Source organism: Aulosira sp. FACHB-615 (assembly GCF_014698045.1).
GTDB lineage: Bacteria > Cyanobacteriota > Cyanobacteriia > Cyanobacteriales > Nostocaceae > Nostoc_B.
This window is the reverse complement of sequence record NZ_JACJSE010000005.1, coordinates 116,932-141,749: the sequence shown is the minus strand read 5'-3', so window position 1 is coordinate 141,749 and position 24,818 is coordinate 116,932. Positions and strand designations below refer to the sequence as shown.

The 24,818-nt window shown below is 41.9% G+C and carries 18 protein-coding genes, 1 tRNA gene and 1 CRISPR repeat array; of the genes, 13 read left to right on the top strand and 6 right to left on the bottom strand.

The window, feature by feature from the left end; genetic code table 11:
• Nucleotides 1-148: 148 nt before the first annotated feature.
• Together H6G77_RS10185 and H6G77_RS10180 are read right to left on the bottom strand one after the other, a co-directional pair.
• Entirely contained in the window at nt 149-982 is an 834-nt protein-coding gene (locus H6G77_RS10185; protein ID WP_190871498.1) for a nucleotidyl transferase AbiEii/AbiGii toxin family protein, read from the bottom strand.
• Complete coding sequence (locus H6G77_RS10180) at nt 975-1,637, bottom strand: hypothetical protein (RefSeq protein ID WP_313933883.1); 663 nt, start codon at nt 1,635-1,637, stop codon at nt 975-977. The genes H6G77_RS10185 and H6G77_RS10180 overlap by 8 nt, the downstream gene beginning before the upstream one ends.
• A gap of 514 nt (nt 1,638-2,151) precedes the next feature.
• On the opposite strand from H6G77_RS10180, the gene H6G77_RS10175 reads away from it, so the two are divergent.
• Nucleotides 2,152-2,820 carry a 2OG-Fe dioxygenase family protein gene (locus H6G77_RS10175; RefSeq protein WP_190593634.1) on the top strand — a complete coding sequence of 223 codons (669 nt, stop codon included), beginning with the start codon at nt 2,152-2,154 and terminating at the stop codon, nt 2,818-2,820.
• Between the two features lie 453 nt (nt 2,821-3,273).
• On the opposite strand, the gene H6G77_RS10170 is transcribed toward H6G77_RS10175, so the two are convergent.
• Nucleotides 3,274-4,782 (bottom strand): UbiD family decarboxylase, encoded by a 1,509-nt coding sequence (locus tag H6G77_RS10170; protein WP_190871497.1) that lies wholly within the window; start codon nt 4,780-4,782, stop codon nt 3,274-3,276.
• 612 nt (nt 4,783-5,394) lie between these two features.
• Here H6G77_RS10170 and clpS point away from each other — a divergent pair.
• Both clpS and H6G77_RS10160 read left to right on the top strand, forming a co-directional pair.
• Entirely contained in the window at nt 5,395-5,721 is a 327-nt protein-coding gene (clpS, locus tag H6G77_RS10165) for an ATP-dependent Clp protease adapter ClpS (protein WP_190593558.1), read from the top strand.
• Between the two features lie 4 nt (nt 5,722-5,725).
• Nucleotides 5,726-6,058 carry a DUF2103 domain-containing protein gene (locus tag H6G77_RS10160; RefSeq protein ID WP_190593556.1) on the top strand — a complete coding sequence of 111 codons (333 nt, stop codon included), beginning with the start codon at nt 5,726-5,728 and terminating at the stop codon, nt 6,056-6,058.
• Between the two features lie 69 nt (nt 6,059-6,127).
• Here H6G77_RS10160 and H6G77_RS10155 read toward each other — a convergent pair whose 3' ends face one another.
• Nucleotides 6,128-6,448 (bottom strand): hypothetical protein, encoded by a 321-nt coding sequence (locus H6G77_RS10155; RefSeq protein ID WP_190593554.1) that lies wholly within the window; start codon nt 6,446-6,448, stop codon nt 6,128-6,130.
• 552 nt (nt 6,449-7,000) lie between these two features.
• Nucleotides 7,001-9,328 (bottom strand): IMS domain-containing protein, encoded by a 2,328-nt coding sequence (locus tag H6G77_RS10150; protein ID WP_190871496.1) that lies wholly within the window; start codon nt 9,326-9,328, stop codon nt 7,001-7,003.
• A gap of 1,032 nt (nt 9,329-10,360) precedes the next feature.
• Here H6G77_RS10150 and pdhA point away from each other — a divergent pair.
• From pdhA to H6G77_RS10100, 10 genes are all read left to right on the top strand, one after another.
• Nucleotides 10,361-11,395, top strand: coding sequence for a pyruvate dehydrogenase (acetyl-transferring) E1 component subunit alpha (gene pdhA / locus H6G77_RS10145; RefSeq protein ID WP_190593551.1), 1,035 nt, complete (start codon nt 10,361-10,363; stop codon nt 11,393-11,395).
• 425 nt (nt 11,396-11,820) lie between these two features.
• Nucleotides 11,821-12,690, top strand: coding sequence for an aldose epimerase (locus H6G77_RS10140; protein ID WP_190871495.1), 870 nt, complete (start codon nt 11,821-11,823; stop codon nt 12,688-12,690).
• 62 nt (nt 12,691-12,752) lie between these two features.
• Nucleotides 12,753-12,824 (top strand) — tRNA-Lys (locus H6G77_RS10135).
• Between the two features lie 26 nt (nt 12,825-12,850).
• Nucleotides 12,851-15,035: a CRISPR direct-repeat array (repeat unit 37 nt; unit sequence GTTTCAATCCCTAATAGGGATTAGTTTGAATTGCAAT).
• Nucleotides 15,036-15,493: 458 nt separating this feature from the next.
• Entirely contained in the window at nt 15,494-16,459 is a 966-nt protein-coding gene (locus tag H6G77_RS10130) for an acetamidase/formamidase family protein (protein WP_190593547.1), read from the top strand.
• A gap of 699 nt (nt 16,460-17,158) precedes the next feature.
• The gene (locus H6G77_RS10125) at nt 17,159-17,530 is read left to right on the top strand and encodes a sulfite exporter TauE/SafE family protein (RefSeq protein ID WP_190593546.1); all 372 of its coding nucleotides are present in this window, start codon (nt 17,159-17,161) and stop codon (nt 17,528-17,530) included.
• A gap of 348 nt (nt 17,531-17,878) precedes the next feature.
• Nucleotides 17,879-18,844, top strand: a complete 966-nt coding sequence (locus H6G77_RS10120; RefSeq protein ID WP_190593543.1) for a threo-3-hydroxy-L-aspartate ammonia-lyase — start codon at nt 17,879-17,881, stop codon at nt 18,842-18,844.
• Between the two features lie 85 nt (nt 18,845-18,929).
• Nucleotides 18,930-20,420 carry a DUF1800 domain-containing protein gene (locus tag H6G77_RS10115; protein ID WP_190871494.1) on the top strand — a complete coding sequence of 497 codons (1,491 nt, stop codon included), beginning with the start codon at nt 18,930-18,932 and terminating at the stop codon, nt 20,418-20,420.
• A 149-nt stretch (nt 20,421-20,569) separates the two neighbouring features.
• Nucleotides 20,570-21,796, top strand: a complete 1,227-nt coding sequence (locus tag H6G77_RS10110) for a DUF1501 domain-containing protein (RefSeq protein WP_190871493.1) — start codon at nt 20,570-20,572, stop codon at nt 21,794-21,796.
• Nucleotides 21,797-22,125: 329 nt separating this feature from the next.
• Complete coding sequence (locus H6G77_RS10105; RefSeq protein WP_190871492.1) at nt 22,126-23,424, top strand: amino acid permease; 1,299 nt, start codon at nt 22,126-22,128, stop codon at nt 23,422-23,424.
• 102 nt (nt 23,425-23,526) lie between these two features.
• Nucleotides 23,527-24,072 carry an RNA 2'-phosphotransferase gene (locus tag H6G77_RS10100; RefSeq protein ID WP_190871491.1) on the top strand — a complete coding sequence of 182 codons (546 nt, stop codon included), beginning with the start codon at nt 23,527-23,529 and terminating at the stop codon, nt 24,070-24,072.
• On the opposite strand, the gene H6G77_RS10095 is transcribed toward H6G77_RS10100, so the two are convergent.
• Entirely contained in the window at nt 24,069-24,497 is a 429-nt protein-coding gene (locus H6G77_RS10095) for a hypothetical protein (RefSeq protein ID WP_062288628.1), read from the bottom strand. The two genes, H6G77_RS10100 and H6G77_RS10095, sit on opposite strands and share 4 nt — an antisense overlap.
• Nucleotides 24,498-24,818: the final 321 nt, after the last annotated feature.

The window sequence follows — 24,818 nt, the reverse complement described above, 5'->3', positions numbered from 1 at the left end:
TTACGACTGCCTATCTTTATGATTCCCAGAAATTTTGGCGATCGCATCACATAAAATTTACATTCAAGAAGGCAGAAGGCATTCCGACAAAGCCGCAGAAGTCAAAAGTATTCTTCATTTTTGCCTTTTGACTTACCTCAGCACTTTGCTACAGTTTAGCAACAATCGGTCGCCAATAATCAGTGACTTTTGCCACAACAGTCATAAAATCATCAGGCATGATTTGTGTCGGCACTTTCCGGCAGTAATAGCGCCAATTCCGTCGATTTTTCCCTGTATTCCACCATTGGGGTTGAGAGAGAATTGTCAGTACTTCTTGCAAGTCAGCATTATGACTACTAAAAGCTATTTTGATAGCTTCTGGCAACAATGTTTTATCTAACGGTACTACTGTCGCCAGCAACATCAGGTCATACAAATCTTTACCGCGCCAGCGTTTAGCACCTTGTTCAATTAAACCGTGTAGTTTCCAACCCGCCATTAATTCTGGTCTAGCGGCTAGAAGTTTTACTGGTTCTGCTGTCACTAAGGTAGGATATTCAATCCATTGGGCGGGGGGAACGAGGGGATCGTTAAAGCCGACATCAATTTGCAGCTTTTGACGGTAATCTAGTACGGAAGCATCAAGTTGCAGGCGCACACCAGGAAATGGATCTTCCAACCAAATACCATAAGATTCTAGGGATTCTAAATGAAAAACCACACCGTCACTAAATCCTTCAGTCGCCAGCAATTCCCGAAAGCGTTTGGTTGTGGATTCAATATCAAAGGGATATAACCCCAGAAAATCGACATCAACTGCAATACGATGCCCTGGGGGAACCCACAACCGTGTTAACATTCCGCCACGCAGCACTAAATCTGCGGTGTGAGTGGAGTTAGCAACACGACGCAAAAGACTTTCCAGGAGGTGATAATTCAGGACTTCTGCAAGTGGGCGATCGCTTGTTTGCGAAATGTCCTGTAAAATTTGCTCAAGCATGATTATTTACACCTCCCAACCAGCCAGCATCAAGCCCGATGTTGCTATCAAACACAGTATATTCTTGCTGTGGTTGCACTAAAGAAATACCCTTTGACCGTAGTGATTGCAGGAGTTTCTGAAAGCGGTCTTGTGCCGCGTTCCGTCCTATTCCATACAACCGTAAGGTAATAAATCGCTGATGTTGGCTATGAGTTTTCTGTTTAAAAGCATTGCTAGATAAATGTGCGCCTTGGACTGCACAATGTTGGCGCAAAGCTTCTAAGTCGGTATTATCTGCCAGCAAGGCTTTGATGTGAAACTCAAAATAATTGCTTGCAGGATGCTGCAAAACTTCCTGATCTGTCACCGGGATGTCTTGGTTATACACCATTGCTTCAATTTTCACCCGCGTCACCAAAAAACCTGCCTGGGAAATTGTTTGGGCAAGGTGGTAAACTTCGGTGTAAACTTCCGGCAAAGTTCCCCGATGATGGGATGCGGTCATTGGTTGCGATCGCACCACTCCCACAGGTAACTCAATCAAAATACATTTAATCTTTAACTGCCGACAAATCTGTTGAAAGTGCTGTACTGTAGCTGGTGACTCTGCACAGATTGTAATATGAGCTTCAAATGTGCCTGCGTAATTATATTTAGCAATATGATTCAACACCGCCAGCTAATGAAAGGGTGGTTCTGTAATTTGCAGTTTCGGTTGTATCATAGAAAACTTTTTCACCCGACTCTTTGTAGTATACATATTACAAACAAACCTTGTCAAGCAATAAAAGACGAAAATCCCCCTTATCTCCCAATACGGTTCAGTTAACGTTGTCAGCTTATTGATTTCAGAAGAACCAAGACTTGGGGGATTCTCCCCCAAACCCCCGATTGGGAGACGGTTGCGTCCCCCAATCCCCCTCCAAAAAATAGATATGTTTTATGTGTAGCAGTTAATTTATTTTCTTAACTGAACCGTATTGCCTTATCTCCCTTGTCCTCCTTGTCTCCCTTCCCTTGTTCCCCTCACTCCTACCTTCTTTACAAAGTTATTGCTTTATCACAAATTGTCAAATTCTGTAGTCAATTTAACGACAGTTTAATAAAAAGTATCATATACTCGGTGGTATAAGCCTCCGAGAAAGAAAAATAGCGGAGGATTTAAACCTAATCAGCAGGTCAATCCTATGCAAAAAGTATGGGAATCAACAGAATTAGAATATGCTTTTCTGTTCACCTTAAGAAAGGTAAATTCTATTAATCCAGAAGGTTTTCAGCCATTTTTTAATAATTTGCCAGTTGATCCTTATATCAAGGGCAATTATCGTTTAAGAAGATTATCCCGGTTTACCGTTTCCGGGAATGATTTAATTAAACTACCGCATGGCTACCTCTTCCAAAGCAAAACATATAACCCCTTATTGGGAGATATTAAAAGAGAATTTGCAGAATTAGAAGATAGCATTATTGAGCTTGATATCTTTAAAAAGATGGTCTTAGCATTTAGCGACTCTTGTAAACTGCACCCAGAAGCAGAAATCGGAGTTCATCAAATCAGAACCATCTGTTCCGCCGAAAATATGGGTAATCCCGCCCCTGAAGGTATCCATCAAGATGGCACAGATTTTATTGGGATATTCTCTGTGGCTAGAGAAAATATCCAAGGTGGAGAAACACATTTATATACAGCGAAAAAAGAAAAGCCAGTTTTTAGTAAAGTGCTGAATTCTGGTGAATTATTATTAGTTAATGACCATAAATTTTTCCATTTTACGACTCCCATTAAACCGCAAGTTGATGGGTTAGGTATTCGGGATGTGTTTGTGTTAACTTCGCCTAGTTTGCTAACTGAATAAATATAAGAATCTGATTTGATTTTTGAATAAACTTATACCAATTGAATGTAAAGTTGCACACACAGCACTTTTGAAGTAAGCGAGTTAAACCATGAGTAATAAGTAAATTTCTGACTCATTACTCATTATTCATTACTCATTACTTTTTTCCATCAGCCTTGAGAATGTTGGGTTCCGTTCCTCCACCCAACCCACACCAGTCTAAAAAAATTGGTAAGTAGTTAAACATAATTAATTACACAAAGTCATTGCGAATGGAGCGAAGCGAAATGAAGCAATCGCAAGGGCTGGGATTGCTTCGCTTCGCTCGCAATGACTGTAATTAATTTTGCGTGGTTACTTACTTACACCGTGAGACGAAAAATCAATGGTTTGGGGACGGGTGAAGGCTTATAGGGATGTACTAATTTAAAACCCTTACACCCATTCTTCACAAAAAGCGTAAGTCCTGATCTATTTCATGTCATAACCAAATAAGTTGGGGTCAACTTCGCCTAACTGCAAGTCTGCTAAACCATATTCTGCCCATCTTCGTTCTACCATTGCGGCGACATCAGGATCAGATTCTAGTGGTGCGCCCCATTCATGTTCGGTTTCGGGGGGAATTTTGGTAGTTGCATCAATTCCCATCCGTCCACCTAAACCAATTTTTTCACTAGCAAAATCTAAGGTGTCAAAGGGTGTATTTGGCAAAATAAACACGTCGCGGGTGGGGTCAACTTTAGAACTGATAGCCCAAACAACTTGTCTGGGGTCGCGGATATTAATATCTTTATCGACGACAATCACAAATTTGGTGTAGGTAAATTGCGGTAACGCACTCCAAAAGGCTAAGGCGGCGCGGCGTGCTTGTCCGGGATAGGCTTTATCAATGGAAATAATCGCGGCTTTGTAACTTAAAGCTTCCATTGGTAAGAAGAAATCCACAATTTCTGAGACTTGTTGGCGCAGAATTGGGGTATATATACGATTGAGTGCGATCGCCATCATCGCTTCTTCTTTGGGTGGACGACCGCTAAATGTGGTTAAATATATCGGGTCTTTGCGGTGCGTCATACATTGAAAGCGAATTAAGGGCGAGTCTTCCACGCCGCCGTAATAACCCATGTGGTCGCCAAAAGGCCCGTCTGGTAAAACTTCTCCTGGGGTAATTGTTCCTTCTAAGACAAATTCAGAATCAGCCGGAACTTCTAAATCAACAGTTTTACACTTTGCCAACTGCACACCAGAACCGCCATATAACCCCGCAAATAACCATTCTGATAAGTCTACCGGGATGGGTGTAGCAGCTGCCATGATAATTAATGGATCTACACCAAGAGCGATCGCTACTTCTAATTTCTTCCCACGTTCTGCCGCTTTCCGCAAGTGTCTCGCCCCACCCCGCACTGATAACCAGTGAACAGTCATGGTGTTTTTCGATTGCAATTGCAAGCGATATACACCCACATTCGGCGTACCTGTCTCACAATCTTTGGTAATGACTAACCCCAAGGTGATAATCTTGCCAGCATCACCAGGATAAGGACGAATCAAAGGTATAGTATTTAAATCTAAATCATCCCCTTGAATTACCACTTGCTGACAAGCCGGAAAAAAGTCTCTCCCTGGTTTGGCTTTAATGACATCAAACAGCACTTTCCCAAAATCTATCGCCTGGGAAATCTTTTTCGGTGGTTTTGGCTGCTGTAGCATACTCAACTTTTTACCCAAGGTTTCTAATTCTTGGGGATGCTGCATATTCATTGACCAGCAGATTCTTTCCACTGTCCCCAACAAATTCACCGCTACGGGGAAAGAAGCGCCTTTGACGTTCTCAAACAACAACCCCGGCCCGCCTTTTTGCAGCATTTGGTTAGAAATCTCCGCAATTTCTAATTCTGGGTCAACCAAGGCAGAAATTCGCCGTAATTGTCCTCTTTCTTCTAAAAGTTTGATGAATCCCCGCAAATCTCTCGCCATTGTTTTAATAAAGCTAAATAGTTAAGAAGTATGAAGCGTCTGTTTAATATTATGAGCTATAGCAATCCTAAATAACGCCGTGTGCAACTTTATATCAAACCTAACCCCCAACCCCTTCCCTCGTAGGGAAGGGGAGCAAGACTCAAAGCCTCTCTCCGCTTCGGGGAGAGGTTTGGAGAGGGGTTTCAAAAAGTAAGTCGCACATCGCGTTAAATAATTTATCAACATCTCTCTCCCTTGTCTGCCTTGCCTCCCTTGTCTTTGTTGTTCGCTCTATTATCTTGCCGAAGCCTGTTCCCTTTTTCAAAGCGTTAACTAATTGATTGACTTTTCTTAACCCTGTTGTACAAGCAATTTGGTTATTCTAACGAAGGATAGACATTATTGATTTTAAATAAGCTCTACCCTTCAAACATGGCGAGAATAAATTTTTTCCTCCTAGCAGGTTGTCTGTGATGTGCTTCCTGCTAGGTTTACCTATTTTTGGTCATTGGTCATTTGTCAACCCCCATTCCCAACTCCCAACTCCCAACTCCCTATTCTCTGGCTAGATTATGGACTAAACTATTCACTTATAATGTAGTTTTGTGAATCCAGGTAGCCGACTATTTTATGCTTACAAGACTTTCAGTAGCTGTTTACGGGATGGGTACAGCACCAACTATTGCTCCTGAACGGTCTAGTCAAACTATTCGCAAACAATATCCTAATTACAAGGTGATTGTGTTGAACGATGACTTCAATACTTTTCAACACGTCGCTGAGTGCTTGATGAAGTATATCCCGAATATGACTAGCGATCGCGCTTGGGATTTAACGAATCAGGTACATTATGAAGGACAAGCGATCGTTTGGGTAGGGCCGCAAGAACCAGCAGAATTGTATCACCAACAGCTGCGCCGAGCCGGTTTAACAATGGCTCCCCTAGAAGCGGCTTAAGATCATGGATAAATCTACCACAAACTCGCAGAAAGCAAATAAACGCAAAGATGGCAGACTCGTTTGGAATCACTCTACCCATCTTCCTGGTCTGATTCCCATTTTAGAAAATCTCTGCTTGCAAGAAGGCATTTACACCATTACCCCAGGCGTAATTGGGCGGGTAAAAGGTCATAGCCCCAAAATGCAATTACGTATATCTGTCCCAATTCGCGGGGGTTACAAAATTATCGCTAGACAAGGTAAGACAGTGCAAGAGGTGTTCATCCTGACTAGTTTAGTTCAGGATGAACTACAAACAGCGATCGCGATCGCCATGAAACATAAATCAACTTAACAGTTAGTTACTAGCTCGTTTTTGTCTAGTTGATTTCATTTCATACTTCATACTTCACACTTTCTCTGACTATTCTTCAACTCGATGCACGGCGAATTTATGTAGCGGCAAACTCAGAATACAAGAAAATGTTAAGAAATATGACAAAGCTGCGGTGATTTTCAAAGACATCACGACAGATTCCCAATCAGGTAAAATGACTTTTTCTAAGGCAAAAGCAACACAATATACCAGCCAGTAAGAAAAACTCATTCTAAACAAAATCTTTTCTGTTTCTTCTATGTCATCTTTTGGTTGCTTACCGTCCCAAAGCAATACTAAACCAAGAATACAAGCACCAAAGGAGACCGCAACTACAAAATCATGACACAAGAAATTCATCGACTGCATTGGCCTCGATCCCAATATTTTGCAATTGAGTTTCAGTCTAAAGGAATATTCCTTGCAGTTACAAAAAATATTTACAAACTGCAATAAGTCATGCAGTTAATGTTACAAACTGCAAACAACATAGCTATATTATCAAGTTATTTTTAGATTTATTTAACTTTATAGTAGGGGACAGGTAATAGGTGACAGGTGACAGGGTTAAAAGCTTTGTGGTGTCTAAGTCTTATTATTTATCGATGTCTTAAGCAAGTTTGCTACGGGTGCATCCCAGTTTTTATTACTCAGCAAAATAATAATCCTGTCATTGCGAGGAGGCACGACGAAGCAATCGCATGGACTCGTTCTTAGTGAGGGATTTTGCGATTGCTTCACTCCACTTCGTTGCGCTCGCAATGACGTATTAAAAAAAGTGGGATGCTCCTGTTTGCTACTGCTATAACTAGCGTTCAAAATCATTCGTGATAAATAAGATCCCCGACTTCTCAAAGAAGTCGGGGATCTGAAAGACACAATGATCACAAATCAAACTTTCTCCCTTTCACACTTCAGACTTTAAAAATTCATTGTAATTTGATTCACCACATACATACTTTGAATCCGCCACATACCATCGCGCCGAATTAAATCATAACGAACCCGCAAACTTTCGTTAGAAGACTTTTTCTTCAGACCATTTTCATAAAACTGTGTTGCTTCTTTAACAGTCGCTAAAACGGCGGCGCGATTTGGGTCTAGGTCATTTTTACTGACAAATTCTATTTTGATGCTGTGGTCGTATTTGCGATAGCGGTTATCTAATTTATCTTGCTGGGCAACTAACCGCCATTGAGACAAAGATGCGCCAGTTAAAATGTTATTTAAACTGTTAACATCATGGTTTGGCCCTAATGCTAAAGCCTTGGTAGAAAGCCATGTCCGAATTACTTCTTCGGCGGTTGCATCGGTGAGGGGGCCGTCAGGTGGCATTAATTCACTATTGGCATCAGGAATTTTGATGGGTGGTTGATTAAGTTTTATTGCTAAGGGGTTTTCTGGTAAACCTGGAGATGGGGCAAAGATATCTTTCAACCAGCCAAAGGTGGTGGAAATGATTAACCAAAAAACTAATATCCCAGCCAAGGAAGCAAATACTGTCCAGACTAATCTGGTTTTGCGGTCTACACTGCTGACAGGGCGGCGTTGGCGAGGTCGGCGATCGCGGTTATTATCTAACCTATGTTCTCGGTTAACAGGTTGATTTGTCGGCTTCCGTCGTCGGCGCTTTGGTGTCGGATGGGGCGCAGCACTTTTACCATTGAGATGATGACCTGTTGTGTTGTTTGTCCGGTCTGGGGAAGTAAAAGACGCAACGGGAATTTCCGGCGTTGGGGTGCGACTAGCCATAGCTGGTGCAGGTGGGGTATTGGTTCTCGGTAGCGGTACCTGAGAATATTCAGGTCGTTTATGGTTGGGAGTTTCTGGTAAATCCAAATCTGGCATTTTAGCTTGATTTGGACGAGAAACCCCAGGCGTATTTGGTTGACGGTGATTTGCTGGCGGTGCGTTAACAGGTTGACGATTAATGAAACCCCATTCGTTGGTAGTTTCGGCATCTGTAGGTAATGCTTCTAAATACGCTTGCACTTGGGGGTTAGCAAAGTAATCTTTGAGTGCGGCTGGCTGTCTGGATAAATCCCGAAAATGGGGAAACACTTCATTTTGTAACCACTGTTCGCCATACAAACACAAACCCGGTAATAAATCAGGCGAGTCCTGGGATTTTTCCCGAATAAAAGCTAAAGCTTCGTATTCCTGACTCATTTCCAAAACGCGGGTTGCTTCTTCGGTTTGTCCCAACAACAACGCACAAAGTGACTGTTCTAGATGCACATCTTGACGCTTACCCAAATGCAGTAGCATTTGCCTAGCCTGACGAATTAAAGCGGGTTGACGTTGGGCAAATCCTCTAGCAATCAAAGCATAAACGGCGAGGTAAGTAGCTACTGCCGATGGGCGCTTACTTTCGGCTTCAAATAACTTATGCTGTTCTGTAACTGTTAAATAGTGGCGGATTTGCTGAATAAATCGCAGAAAATCATCTATGCTTAAACCCGATTGATCGTTGTGAGTGCCATCAATGCCACCGCGATCTTCCAGGATACTTTGTAATAATTCTAAGCCTCGGCGACGTTCTACTGTTTTTTCTAAAGATAACTGTAGTAATTCTAAAATCCGATAAGGACGTAGTTTATAAAGGTCGGCTTGAATTTCTGCCTGGACGCTGGAAAATATGCCTTCACTCACCAGCATTTCTAACCCAGACTCTAAGGAAACTGCGGCATTTTCGTAATAACCTTGTTGCCACTGTTCCCGCCCTAATTCTAGGCAGGCCAAAGCCACAGTCAAAACAATATCTGGATGTTCGCTGCTTTCGAGAAAGTCTTCCTCGATGGGATGATTGCCAATTTTGGCCGAGGCGACACCATTATGGTTAGCAAGGTATGTTTTACCGAGTTTGAGGACTTGTTCGTATTCCCCCAACTCTTGCAAGATTAATAACGCCCCGACTAATTCCTGTTGGGGAACGTCAATACTCAGGCCTTGACTATCAAGATCATGACTAGTTTCTGTGCGGTTGCCTGCGGTGACTGTGGCAGTAGCCGTGCCATCAGGATCATAAGCATGGGACAGATAAAGCTGATCGTAACTGCTACGTTCTTTTGGATTTGATAAAACCACGTAAGCTGTTTCTATAATTTGTTTACGAGAAGAAATTGCTGCTTGAGAATACTCCCGTCGTGGCAGTTGTACAATGCGATCGCTATATGCTTGCCGCAATTGTTCTTCACTTGCCGCTAACGGTAGTCCTAAAATTCGGTAGTAATCTAGCGGAATTCGCACAGCCTACTTCCCCTGCACCGAGATCAACATAATCCACCTAGAGCATTCCAGGTATGTAAAACCGTGCCACAATATTACGGTGAATAACACCGCGCCGGACTTACACTATTAAGTGTATATTGCAACAATTAATTTTGTTCCCTCTAAAATTTTGAGACACATTTTAGTACTATTAATTTAACTTCGCCTAGATAAGAGGGAAACTTTGTTTTAATTCTTAGTATTTCCTTGTGTATAACTGCTATCAGCCATTAAACACTGCCAAATTTTACTGCGATCGCTCATCATAATCGACATACCTAAATAAATAAGTTTATCTGCTTGACATTATACTTACGTGTTTGCCCTGGCTCTGGAGTGATAGTAGCAATACTTGTAATGGTAGATGCGTGATAATTACAAGGAACAAAATGTTACCATACTTAGACCTTGAGTTACAACTAAGTAGATAGGAAAAGGCAGGAGGCAGTGGTTCGGCTTCGCTCACCAACCAGGCAGAAGGCAGGAGGGAAGAAGGTTTTAGTTTAGTTAACCTTTCTTAAGATAGTTTTGTTTTTTCCCAGCGACTTACTTATAGGACTCATATTTGATTTGGGAAAAAAATCAGTACACCCAGTTCAGCCTTCTTTCCTACTCCCTACTCCCCATTCCCTACTCCCTGCCTACACAAATAGATTCAGGAATCAAACCGTATTCCCATATCTAGCAAGCTAAATGCAATTGCGGCGTTTATTTGTGGGAAATTGTTAATAGATATGCAGAAACAAAGCTATCCTGATTGATAGCATCTGTACAGAAGTTGGGATTGTAAAACGCCAGAGGGCAACATTCAAGGTCATTTATGGCAGTTAGGGTGTAAAAATCGCAGATAGCGACGATAAAATCCAAAATTCACCTATTTTTTGCCTCTATATCCCAATTATCCTACTTAGCGCCCAAATTTTTAGTTTTTGTCTTCAGCACAACCAGGCCAAACATCGGCCTATTTAACATGGTAAATTTCAGTTTGACAACAGGGATACTAAAAAAATAATGGTTCAAGAACGGACGTTACCTAAATTTGATACTGCCAGCGCCCAAATCACCAAAGCGGAAGGCTTAATGCTGTACGAAGATATGGTGTTAGGACGCTTTTTTGAAGACAAATGCGCTGAAATGTACTATAGGGGCAAAATGTTTGGTTTTGTCCACCTATATAACGGTCAAGAAGCCGTTTCGACTGGCGTTATCAAGGCAATGCGTCCGGGAGAAGATTACGTTAGCAGTACCTACCGCGACCACGTTCACGCCTTGAGTGCGGGAGTTCCAGCCCGTGAAGTTATGGCCGAATTATTCGGTAAAGCTACAGGTTGCAGCAAAGGACGTGGCGGTTCCATGCACATGTTCTCGGCGGAACATAACTTATTAGGTGGTTACGCTTTCGTGGCTGAAGGCATTCCTGTGGCGGCTGGTGCAGCTTTTCAAAGCAAATATCGCCGTGAAGTTTTGGGCGACCCAAAAGCCGACCAAGTAACCGCTTGCTTCTTTGGTGATGGTGCGGCTAACAACGGTCAATTTTTTGAAACCTTGAATATGGCAGCTTTATGGAAACTGCCAATTATTTTTGTGGTGGAAAATAATAAATGGGCAATTGGGATGGCACATGACCGCGCCACCTCCGACCCAGAAATTTATAAAAAAGCCAGTGTGTTTAACATGGTGGGCGTAGAAGTAGACGGCATGGACGTACTCGCAGTTCATTCTGTCGCCCAAGAAGCCGTCGCCCGCGCCCGTGCTGGAGAAGGGCCAACATTAATTGAAGCCCTCACCTATCGCTTCCGTGGTCACTCCCTAGCCGACCCAGACGAGTTACGCAGCAAAGCCGAGAAAGAATTTTGGTTCTCCCGTGACCCAATTAAGAAACTGGCTGCTTATATGGTGGAACAGAATTTGGCAACTGAGGAAGAACTTAAGGCAGTTGACAAGAAGATTCAAGACTTAATTGATGAGGCTGTGAAGTTTGCCGAAAGCAGTCCTGAACCTGATCCTAGCGAATTGTATCGCTTTATCTTTGCAGAAGACGAGTAGTTGTCAGAGACTAGGGAGTGGGAAATGAGGGACTAGTACCGCTATGCGGAAGTCAAAAGTTAAAAGTCAAAAGTCAAAAAGCTCATATCACAAGCTTTTCGCTACTTGAAATGGTATCTTTAATTTCCGCCGAGTTGCACTAGAGACTAGATGTTAGTACAGTTCGGTGAAAATAAACAGACCATGTTTCGACCATGCTAAGTGACCATAAGAAATTGCTAAAAGGCTTGTGGTATTACTATTCTTTCTTTTTCCTTTTGACCTTTTACTTTTGCCTTTTTGTACTAGAAACTAGAGGCTAGAAATATGTATTCAGCCTCTCACCCTCCGGGTTCGCCACTTGCTTTATGCCGGGAAACCCGTCCACCGCAGTGGCTCACCTCTCACCTCTCATCTGTAACCTATAACCTCTAAGGACTCATCTTGTGCCTAAAATTACCATTGAACAAAGACAATACAAAACTTATATTCTGGCTGACGACACCACTGGTAATCAGATAGAAGTTGTCCCAGAACGGGGTGGGATTATTACTAGCTGGCAAGTCCAAGGTCAAGAAATTTTCTACTTGGATAAAGAACGCTTTACTCATCCTGATTTGAGTATTAGGGGCGGAAATCCCATATTGTTTCCCATCTGTGGTAACTTACCTGATAACACTTATACTCACAATGGGCAGCAATATACTCTCAAACAGCATGGCTTTGCCCGTGATTTGCCTTGGGAACTTGAGGAAGTCTCGGAAGACAAGACAACTTATGTCAAAGTTCATTTGGTCAGCAACGAGCAAACAAAAGCGGTATATCCCTTTGATTTTGATTTAAGTTTCAGTTACAAAATCAATGGGAATACTCTCGAAATTCAACAACATCTGCATAATTCTTCTGCCACACCAATACCCTTTTCTACCGGGTTTCATCCTTACTTCCAAGCCCCAGATAAAACTCAGCTAGAGTTTGCGATTCCGGCTGGTGAGTATCAAGACCAGAGAACTAAGGAAAGAAAATTCTTTGGTGGGAATTTTGATTTCAATTTGGATGAGATTGATGTTGCCTTTAAGGAACTAACTGCTAATTCAGCTACAGTCACAGACAACAGTCGTAAATTAAAATTGACTTTAGATTACGGCGATGAATATCCCATCGTGGTATTTTGGACGCTCAAGGGCAAAGACTTTTATTGTTTGGAACCTTGGAGTGCGCCGCGCAATTCTCTAAACACAGGCGAAAATTTGACTGTGGTAGAGCCAGGAGCCAGCTATCAAGCATCTGTTAGATTGACGGCAAGTTTTTTCTAAAAACCCCTTTACAAATCCAATGGTGTTTGTGCTATGATGGCAAAGTTGCAAACAAAGCAAAAGGGTCGCTAACTCAACGGTAGAGTACTCGGCTTTTAACCGATTAGTTCCGGGTTCGAATCCCGGGCGACCCATATAATAAATACAGAGTAAATCGATGGTTTTAATCCCTAATAGGGGTTAGTTTAAATTGCAGTGTTTGAAGATGATGTATTTTGCGATCGCGGTCAAGACGTTTCAATCCCTAATAGGGATTAGTTTGAATTGCAATCTTATCCTTGTACAGATATGGATTATTTAGAAGCTGAGTTTCAATCCCTAATAGGGATTAGTTTGAATTGCAATCCAGTAGCACTGTACTACCAAAAAAACGGAACCTTGAGTTTCAATCCCTAATAGGGATTAGTTTGAATTGCAATTTAGCCGTTCGCCATTCTTCCCAATGTTCAGGACTGGGCTTGTTTCAATCCCTAATAGGGATTAGTTTGAATTGCAATAGATGGTAGGGATGGTTTTGATGGTATCAATGGTAAAGTTTCAATCCCTAATAGGGATTAGTTTGAATTGCAATGCAAAATGGCTTATTTTGTATGGGTGTGGCTAGGGTGCGTTTCAATCCCTAATAGGGATTAGTTTGAATTGCAATGTTGCTAAAAAACAAACCAACCAATTAATTAAGGATAAGTTTCAATCCCTAATAGGGATTAGTTTGAATTGCAATAAATAAGCAAATAACGCTGACAATCGTGATGATGTGTTTCAATCCCTAATAGGGATTAGTTTGAATTGCAATGTTACCAGAGGTGCAGAAATGAAAAGGAAAGCTGTGATAGTTTCAATCCCTAATAGGGATTAGTTTGAATTGCAATGCAGATTGTTTAATTTGCTGAATGGAGCAAGTGTTTCAATCCCTAATAGGGATTAGTTTGAATTGCAATAAAGGAATATTGCAAGCGTGGATATTACAGGTTGGTTTCAATCCCTAATAGGGATTAGTTTGAATTGCAATTTCCAAGTCGCTTTCCCTGTGATTTGTTTTACTTGGTAGATGTTTCAATCCCTAATAGGGATTAGTTTGAATTGCAATTACAGACAAAATTTTCATAAGGCAGTGTAAGTTGATGTGTTTCAATCCCTAATAGGGATTAGTTTGAATTGCAATATTTTGGGGATAATCTAAAACTCTTAAATGGTAACGTTTCAATCCCTAATAGGGATTAGTTTGAATTGCAATCTGTTTTTTGGGAAGTAAAGAAAGATCGGCGCGTGTTTCAATCCCTAATAGGGATTAGTTTGAATTGCAATAGAGGATGTTTCAGAGAGGATTCAATGGTTGTTCGTTTCAATCCCTAATAGGGATTAGTTTGAATTGCAATATCTCATAATCGGGATATCTGGCAAACAGGTAATTGGAAGTTTCAATCCCTAATAGGGATTAGTTTGAATTGCAATTCCTTGCGGTAGGTATGCTCTCATCTGGTGGCTACGGGTTTCAATCCCTAATAGGGATTAGTTTGAATTGCAATGCAACCACCCTACACCGCGATATCGCTGGGGTTAACTTAAAGGTTTCAATCCCTAATAGGGATTAGTTTGAATTGCAATCAACTGCCATTAATTATAGCATCAATTGGAGGGTAGGTTTCAATCCCTAATAGGGATTAGTTTGAATTGCAATCTTTAACCATTAGCTTAACCGATTCCCAATACAACGTTTCAATCCCTAATAGGGATTAGTTTGAATTGCAATGATCGCCGCAGTATTATATTTTGTTCATCAATAAGTTTCAATCCCTAATAGGGATTAGTTTGAATTGCAATTCTATGGGAGGAAAAAGGGAAATACTATTATTGGGTTTCAATCCCTAATAGGGATTAGTTTGAATTGCAATCTTTACCGTCTTTTCCATCCTTGCCCGGTCGTCCTGGATGTTTCAATCCCTAATAGGGATTAGTTTGAATTGCAATCCATCTTTGTAGTCAAGCATGGCTTGTATTTCTGCGTTAAGTTTCAATCCCTAATAGGGATTAGTTTGAATTGCAATTGCAGCGCCAGAGGTAGTGATCGTAGTGAAACTAGCTGCGTTTCAATCCCTAATAGGGATTAGTTTGAATTGCAATCGAACTGCTCCAGCTAAAGGCAAGTTTCCAGCTAGTTTCAATCCCTAATAGGGATTAGTTTGAATTGCAATCTACATCCGATGCCTACGAGCAAGCAAGATTAACTATTTACGTTTCAATCCCTAATAGGGATTAGTTTGAATTGCAATTTTACTAGCTGGAGCGATCGCGGTTTCATCGATTTCAAGTTTCAATCCCTAATAGGGATTAGTTTGAATTGCAATTGCGGGAGCCGGAAAAGCTTGGTGTATTTAGTTTTCAAGGTGCGGTTTCGCGGATGGGATAATTCTAACATGGTGGAATGTCAATTGATTTACATGAAATCGCTGAAACCTTCACTATGTAAGGTGCGCGGACAATTTTAATTAAATTTTTCTGCAAAAGCTTACCCTCCAAGGAATCCAGCCATTCTTGCTTAAGGGCGATTTTGTACACCTACCCATCCGCGCATTTTGACCAATTTTGTCGTGCTGTTTAGATCCCCGACTTTTTGAAAAAGTCGGGGATCTAGATATTACATCAAGATTTGGCGGATTAAAATACTCATGACTTCATTGGGGTTGGCGGTATACCTGTCAAGCGTAAGTAGAAAAATTTTTGTAAATAATTTTCTCCCCACTTCCTATTCCCTACGCCCTGCATACACAAGTAAATTGAGAAATCAAACTTGATTCCTCTATTCATGACGCATCACATCTTAAAAGCCACCACAGAAACAGTCCATCTTGGCGGGTTCTCTCATTTATTAAAACCAGCACTCATAATTAATTCTGGTGACACTGTTGATGTCGAAACCTTCACTGGTTACTACATTTACGACAAAGCACCGCCAGAATTTCTCACGCCAGAATTTGTAGATATCTGCCAAAATTTGCCAGATGAACGCAAAATTGCTGGGGGGCCGCATTTACTCACCGGGCCGATTTATGTGCGGGATGCTGAACCTGGGGATGTTTTAGAAGTAAGATTAGAAGCGATCGCCCCAAGTTTACCAGTGGGTTTTAATGCTATTCGTACAGGGTGGGGAGCTTTAGCACAACAATTTACCCAACCTGCATTAAGATTCATTCCCCTAGATTTAGCTAATAATATCGCCGAATTTCCAGCTAACAGTGGGATTAAAATTCCCCTCACACCCTTTTTTGGTATTTTGGGTGTGGCGACACCGCAAAGCGATCGCAGTTCGATTCCCCCTGGTCACTATGGTGGTAATATCGATAACCGGGAACTCCAAGTAGGTTCGCGGGTATTTTTGCCAATTTATGTCCCTGGGGCGTTGTTTTCTATCGGTGATGGACATTCTGCTCAAGGAGACGGGGAAGTAAATGTTACAGCCATTGAAACTTCGATGAACGGGAGAATTTCTCTCACCCTCCGCAAAGATTTATCACTCACCACACCCATTGCTGAAACCCCAACAGACATCATCACAATGGGTTTTGCCGAAACCTTAGATGCAGCTTTAGAACAAGCTTTAAAAAATATGATTGCGTTTCTACAAGGTTTTGCGAATTTATCAGCAGAAGAGGCTTATGTGTTGTGTAGTTTAGCGGTAAATTTTCGCATCACCCAAGTTGTTAATAGTCCCCAAAAAGGTGTTCATGGGATGTTACCTAAATCAATCTTCTCACCTAAAATGAGTTTGTAAGAAGTATTGAGAATTCAGAATCTAGTAGCCAGAATCTTGAAGAAGTTCAGTTGATTACTTACGAAAACCTTTCAACCCCACCCCGAAAAAGCTGTGTTTCGTCTCCCCGCCCTGTTAACTTACTGTGTACACACAAGTCGAAATTTTTATGTTCAAGCCATTCCCGCCTAGAACTAAAGTTCCAGGCTCATAGCTAAAGTCTACTGAAGTAGACTGGAATCAATTTCTTTTTGAGTCCTCTTTTGAGGACTGGCGTTATGAGACTAGTACCGCTACGCGGAAGTCAAAAGTCAAAAGTCAAAAGACTTATATTCTTGGCTTTCGCGCCTTTTGAAATGGTGTGTTTATTGCCGCCTTATTGTACTAGGAATAAATTCTGAGGCGGGAGAGATGCGTGCAACTCAGATTTGTGCATACACTTACACTATAGCCCCGCTAACGGGGTTGGGGGTGGGTTGAATAGTTTCGGGTAACTACAGCAGATTCGATGTTTATGAGGTACAGCAACTGATTGAAAAAAGTAATGAGTAATGAATAATGAGTCAGGAATTTACTTATTACTCACTACTGATTACTCATTACTTAATGCTCATGGTGTACCGCACTTACTTCAAAAGTGCTGTAATTAACCAGCTAAAATTCTGACTTATGATTTCTGTATTCTTAATACTATGATTCAACACACAACAAACATTTTGTATGTCTAATATTCTTGTACAAATGCTGCTGATTGGTTTAGCGGCTGGTGTTGCTGGTGGGATGTTTGGTATCGGTGGCGGTGCAATTATGGTGCCAGCAATGGTACTACTAGTAGGGCTAGACCAAAAATTTGCCACTGGTACATCTATTGCCGCCCAAATTTTACCCATCGGTATTTTAGGCGCAGCAGTTTACTACCGTAGCGGTAACATTAACATCAAATATGCGGTCATGATTGCTATTGGTTTAGTAGTAGGAAATTTTTTTGGTGCGTTATTTGCCAATCAGCCATTTATTAGTAGTGAAACTATGAAGAAACTGTACGGCATCTTTTTATTAATTATAGGTGGAAGATATTTGTTCTTCCGTTAATTTGTGGGATTGAGTGTGTGGGTGAACGGTTGTTTACCTATAGGACTTACGCAAAAAAACGAAAAAATAAGGTTTTATAACAGGGTGCAGGGGTATGAGGGTGTAAGGGTGTAAGTATCCAAAACCCTTACACCCCATACCCTTTCACCCTCACACCCAATCTCCACAGAAAATTTTGATGCGTAAGTCCTGACCTACACAAATTGGTGTAAAAAACCAAAAGTCAAAAGTATTCTTCATTTTTGCCTTTTGACTTACCGCTACGCGGTTGAGGCAGGAGACAGGGTGAGAAGTAAAATCTTTAACTCATTACTCAGCACTCATTACTCATTACTCAGCATAACCACAATGTCACAGCATTACTCTGTCACTGTAGACGATGTAAAAGCAGCACAGGCGCGACTGGCGGGGGTTGCACATCAGACTCCGGTGCTGACTTCGAGAATTGTGAACGATCGCACCCAAAATGAAGTATTTTTTAAATGCGAAAATTTTCAACGCACAGGTGCATTTAAATTTCGGGGTGCTTATAATGCCTTAGTGCAGTTGTCAGAAATTCAAAAACAACAGGGTGTAATTACATTTTCCTCTGGAAATCATGCCCAAGCGATCGCTCTGGCGGGAAAGTTATTACATATTCCCACAACTATTGTGATGCCTGACGATGCGCCAGAAGTGAAGCAGCAAGCTACCCGCAGTTATGGTGCAGAGGTGATTTTATACAGTCGCCATGAAACTGATCGAGAAGAATTAGCCAAAACCTTAGCCAGCGATCGCCATCTTACCTTGATTCCGCCTTACGATCATCCCCACGTCATCGCCGGACAAGGAACCACAGCGTTAGAACTCATTCAAGAAGTTGGGCAACTAGATTATTTATTAGTTTGTTGTGGCGGTGGTGGCTTAATATCAGGATGTGCGATCGCTACAAAAGCTCTATTACCTACCTGTAAAGTGATTGGTGTCGAACCAGAACTAGCTGATGATGCAACTCGTTCTTTTCACAGCAAAACTCTGCAAACTGTAATTAATCCACCGACAATTGCCGATGGTGTGCGGACTCCCAGTTTAGGTAAGTTAACTTTTCCCCTAGTGCTGAATTACGTTGATGATATGGTGACAGTCTCAGAAACTGCCATTATTAATAGTATGTTTTTCCTTTGGGAACGCCTGAAAATTGTCGTTGAACCCACTGGTGCATTAGCCACCGCCGCCTTACTCAGCAATGTGGTGTCAGTAAAAGATGCAAAAATAGGTGTAATTATCAGTGGTGGTAATGTAGATTTAGCAAAGGTAGCTAAATTTATTCAGTAATTCACTGAGGAGATTTTGAACTTTTTTTCGAGTTAGCCAGTCAAATAACGATGTGTTCGCCAACTGAGCAAGGATAACTCAAGTTATGACAGTCAAACCCAGATATTTGGTATTGTTGCTGTTCATCTTGTTGGTAGGAAGTGACCCCATCTATGCAGCTAATAAGCCTGTTGACCCAAAAATATTACACATAATTAATCGGTTGAGTTTTGGGGCGAAACCTGGAGAGATTCAAAAAGTCGAGTCTTTAGGTGTAGAGCGTTATATTAAAGCCCAACTTTCACCCAATTCCATATCAGAATCACCCAGCCTTACCCGTCAGCTTTCGCAATTAGAAACACTCAATTTAAATACAGTCGAACTTAGAAACTATCTCAAGGCTCCACCACAAGCAACCCCAGAAGAAAAGAAAGCTTTGCAAAGAAGAGGCGGCAAAATTTTACAAGAAGCCGTGAAAGCGCGGTTACTACGAGCCACTAGCAGTAACCGCCAACTGCAAGAAGTGATGGTGGACTTTTGGTATAACCATTTCAATGTTTATTCTGGTAAAGGAAATGCTCGCTACTGGGTGGGAGCGTATGAACAAGAAGCAATCAGACCTTATGCTTTAGGGCGATTTCGTGATTTACTCGGAGCCACAGCCCATCATCCCGCAATGCTAGTTTATTTAGACAACTCGCAAAACAAAGCTAGTCGTCGTCCTGGTGCTACGCCACGGGTAAACGAAAACTATGCGCGAGAGTTGATGGAACTGCATACTTTGGGTGCAGATGGTGGCTACACACAACAAGATGTAATTACTTTAGCGAGAATTTTTACAGGTTGGGGAATAGCACGTCCAGGTCAACAGACAAATGGCAAATCGGTATTTTACTTTGACCCCAAGTTTCATGATCCTAATGATAAGGTTTTTTTAGGACGCACTATTAAAGCTAGTGGTCAAGCTGAAGGCGAACAAGCTTTAGATATATTGGCGCAAAGTCCGGCCACAGCCCATCATATTAGTTATCAATTGGCTCAGTATTTTGTGAGCGATCGCCCACCTGCTAGTTTAGTTGATCGTCTGGCACAACGCTTTCGTAATACTGATGGCAATATTCGCGCAGTTTTAGAAACTTTATTTCAAAGCCCAGAATTTTGGGATAAAAAATATTTCAACGCTAAATTTAAAACTCCATTTCAATATACTGTCTCCGCAGTCCGGGCTACAGGCCTAGAGGTTAACAACACCATACCTCTGTCTCGTAACCTGGAACAGTTAGAAATGCCTGTGTACGGTTGTCGCACTCCAGATGGGTACAAAAATACACAAGATGTCTGGTTGAATCCCGAAGCGATGAACCGTCGCCTCAACTTTGCCACTGCGTTAGGTAGTGGTCGCTTACCACTGTTAGGTACAGCCAATAATCAACCCAAAAATAAAAGCATTAACCCTGTTCAGCCCCTGGATGCAACACAGCTAATTAACACCTTGGGCAATTCTCTATCGCCTAAAACCCAAAGTGCGATCGCTGCTAGTCCTCCAGAACTCAAAGCCGCATTAGTCTTGGGTAGCCCAGAATTTATGCGTCGTTAGTAGAGTGCTAAGTGCTGTTCACTGAGCGAAGTCGAAGTGAACAGAATAGTAGGTTGGGTGTAGCGATAGCGTAACCCAACAGAGTATGCGTGAATGTTGGGTTCCGTTCGTCCACCCAACCTTGTATATTGAGCAATACCGAATTATCTATGAAAAGACGTGATTTTCTGATCCAAGCAGGACTGTTTTCAACAACTGCGATCGCTTCTGTTAGTTGTAATACTTGGGTAGTACATTCTGCTACCAAGAAAAGCGATCGCCAGCGTTTGATTGTGATTTTTATGCGTGGTGGTGCAGATGGGTTAAATATTGTCGTGCCTTATGCAGAGCCAGCATACTATCAAGCCCGACCAAAAATTGCCCTTGCCAAACCAGGACAAGAAAAAGGCGTTTTAGATTTAGATGGACACTTTGGTTTACATCCAGCCCTAGCCCCATTAATGCCCTTCTGGCAACAAGGAAATTTAGCCTTTGTTCATGCTGCGGGTTCCCCTGATCCTTCGCGTTCCCATTTTGACGCGCAGTTTTATATGGAAATTGGCATTCCTGGGAACCAAAGAGTGAGCGAAGGTTGGATGAATCGCTTAATGGGTGCTATCTCCAATAAAACACCCATCCAAGCCGTGAGTGTTGGTACAACCAAACCACGCATTTTAAATGGTCAAATGCCAGTTGCGAATTTAGCCTCTGGGAGAAATGCTAACAAACCAATTGCCATAGATAGACCACAAGTAAGTGCCGCCTTTGACCGATTGTATGGTGGTAACGATACCCTCAGTCAAACTTATCATCAAGGTCGTGTTGCTCGTGAAGCCTTGATGACTGATTTAGCCCAAGAAATGAAAATGGCTAATAATGGCGCACCCTTACCCGATGGCTTTGCGGGTGATGCCCAAAGATTAGGCAAACTCATGGCTAAAGATCCGAGAATTGAATTAGGGTTTATGGCCTTGGGTGGTTGGGATACCCATGTCAATCAAGGTAGCGATCGCGGTTATTTAGCCAGAGGCTTAGGCAGTTTAGGCAAAGGATTAGCCGCCTTAGCCCAAAGTTTAGGCCCCACCTATCAAAACACAGTCATATTAGTCATGTCAGAATTTGGCAGGACATTACGCGAAAATGGCAACGGCGGCACAGATCACGGACATGGCAATGTGATGTGGGTTTTAGGCGGCAAAGTCCGTGGTGGTAAAGTTTACGGCGAATGGCCTGGTTTAGAAACAGCCCAACTTTATGAAAAACGAGACTTGGCTGTTACCACCGATTTTCGAGATGTAATTTCTGATGTCTTAGCACGACATCTATCTGTAAACGACACCCAACTAAGTAAAGTCTTCCCCAGTTATACACCCAAGCAAAAAATTGCTTTGTTGTAGGAAGTTAGAGGTTACAGGTGAGAGGTTACAGGTGACAGCATTAAAAGCTTTGTCTCCCTTGTCTCCCTTGTCCCCCTTGTCCCTCTTCTCTCACTAAGGTTTAGTTAGTAATTTGTGCTTCTCTTCGCGCCCTACCCTGCGGGAAGCCCTTCGGGTTCAGCAGTCGCTCATGGGGGAAACCCCCAAGACCGCGCTGCTTCACCGCTATCGCGTCTATGCGCCCTTTGCGGTTCGTTTAAAAAGTGTCATTAATCACATTTTTTAACCAAATACTGATTACCAAAAGTCTCTGCTAAGATAATTGGTTACATAAGTTAACATTTTTTTCTATGACCGCAATTAAGACAGCTTTCCAGACACATCAACAAGAAGTCACACGCTTGTTTTCGCATGTGCAGGTTGAGGGTAACAAACTGACTCATCAACCGGGGAGTGTTCTGGGAAGCACCGCCTTAGTTGCAGGTACAACCGTAGGTGCGGGAATTTTGGCGTTACCTGCGGTGACATTGCCTTCTGGCGTGATTCCTTCAACAGTCTTGTTAATTGGTGTCTGGCTGTATACTTTAGTTTCTGGTTTATTAATTGCCGAAGTTAATGTTAATACCATGCGTTCGGCTGGTCGTCCCAGTGTGGGCTTAATGGCAATGATTGAAAACACCCTGGGAACTACGGGAGCAGGAATAGCTGGTGTGGCATATATGTTACAGCACTATGCTTTGTTGGTAGCTTATGTTACCCAAGGCGGTGAGATTTTGATGTCTGCGATTTCTCATCTTTGGGGTGGAGAAAATTATTTACCTAGCTGGGTGGGAACCGCAGCGTTTACATTGCTGTTTGGCAGCATTATGTACTTAGGACGGGAAAAATTCATTGAAAAATTGAATAACTTCTTGGTGGGAATTGTCATTGTGTCTTTTTTGGGACTCTTTTTATTAGGAGTTACCCAAGTCCAAGGTGTACATTTTCTGTTTCAAAACTGGAGTGCATTGGGGACGGCTGTACCAGTCATGTTAGTTGCCTTGTTTTACCATAACGTTGTGCCGGTGGTGGTAACACAGTTAGAAGGAGATAGTCGTAAAGTTCGCCAGTCAATTATTGTTGGTTCAGCAATTCCTTTGGTGATGTTTTTAGCTTGGAATGCTGTAATTTTGGGCAGTGTCAGTCCAGAGACGATTCATAGTACAACTATTTTCGACCCCATCCAAGTACTGCGGGCTGGTGGCGGTGGAGAATTATTAGGAGTGTTGGTATCTATTTTTTCAGAATTTGCGATCGCCACATCCTTTATTGGCTTTGTTTATGGTTTGCTAGACTTCTTCCAAGATATTTTTGCAAAAACACAAACCAAACCCACCAGCCGCTTACCCTTATATTCCCTGGTGTTACTACCACCCCTTGGTTTAGGTGCAATTAACCCCAGCATTTTCTTCACTGCTTTAGATTTTGCTGGTACTTTTAGCATCTCAATTTTAGGTGGCATTATTCCCGCATTAGCCACATGGAAACAACGTCAACAACTGCAACACACAAATCAGTTTGTTCCTGGCGGTAAGCTGACACTGATTTTAATGATAGGAATTGCAGTAGTTATGATACTAAAAGAAATTCTGGCGATGGCAAAGTTATGAGTGCTGTACACTGAGCGAAGTCGAAGTGTACATGCTGAGTTAAAGATACTACTTCTCCCCCTGCCCCCTGCCCCCTGCTCCCTGCCTCCTGCCTCCTGCTATATGAATACTCCCCGCCTAGTCAAGATTAGTAAATTCTTAAGCAAATATCTCCGCCACCAACCAGAATCTTTAGGGATTAAACTTGCGCCTGGTGGTTGGGTTGCAGTGGATGAACTTTTAGCGGCTTGTGCTGAACATAAGTTTCCGATTACTCGCCAGGAATTAACAGCAGTAGTCGCCACCAACGATAAACAACGCTTTAGTTTTGACTCTACTGGTACTTTAATTCGCGCCAACCAAGGACACAGCGTCGAAGTTGATTTACAATTACTACCTGCTGTCCCGCCTGATGTGCTGTATCACGGTACTGGACACAAAGCTGTTGAGTCTATTTTGCAAACTGGACTCAGCAAAATGTCTCGCCATCATGTCCACTTATCACAGGATATAACTACAGCCAAAACTGTCGGCGCAAGACATGGTAAACCCGTAGTTTTTGCGGTGGATACAGCGACTATGTATCAGGCGGGTTACATCTTCTACTGTTCTGACAATGGTGTGTGGTTAGTAGATGCTGTGCCGCCAGAATATCTCCGCCAGCTTTAAAATCTACTACTGGGGAAGAAGAGCAAATCTACGGCTTCACCAATAAATAAACCTGTTCCTGCCAAGAATGTTAACACCCGAAATGACTCTTTTTTGTCGAAGCCGGCAAAACGCATTTCTAAATCTGCTAACAATGTAGTTGCGATCGGTATTAAAAATAAACTAAACAATACTGACCAAGTTGCTACTAAAGCTACTGATGCACCTAAAGTTAAAATCACAATTAAAATTTTAGAACCAAAAGCCGTTAGCTCTTCCAGCCAAGCATTACTTCTGCGGACAACCGCGATCGCCACAGCCGCAATAAAAGCTCCCACTAACCAAACAATGTGATGCACTGCCAAATACCATCCCAGTAAGGCATAAGCCAACCACAATAGTACAAGGGGTAGCATAGGAATCTTATGCACAAATCCCGCGTTCATATTTTTGAATAATAAAAATTTAAAACTTACTAATTTAAATTCTAATCAGAAATTGATGACAGCAATTTCTTGTCCATAGTACTTAATAGTTTGTAAATATCTCATACAAAAACGCAAGATTAGAAAACATCAAAATCTACATATTAATGCTTGCAATATTCTACTAATTGTGCATCTCAAAAACCGGGAAAATACTTTTATCCTAACTCTCAATATAAAGTATAAAAATACACTTTATTTATGATTGCCAGAAAATAAGTTTACACAAAATTTACATAATTCATCAACCAATGATGATAGATAAATCCTGTAAATAAGGCA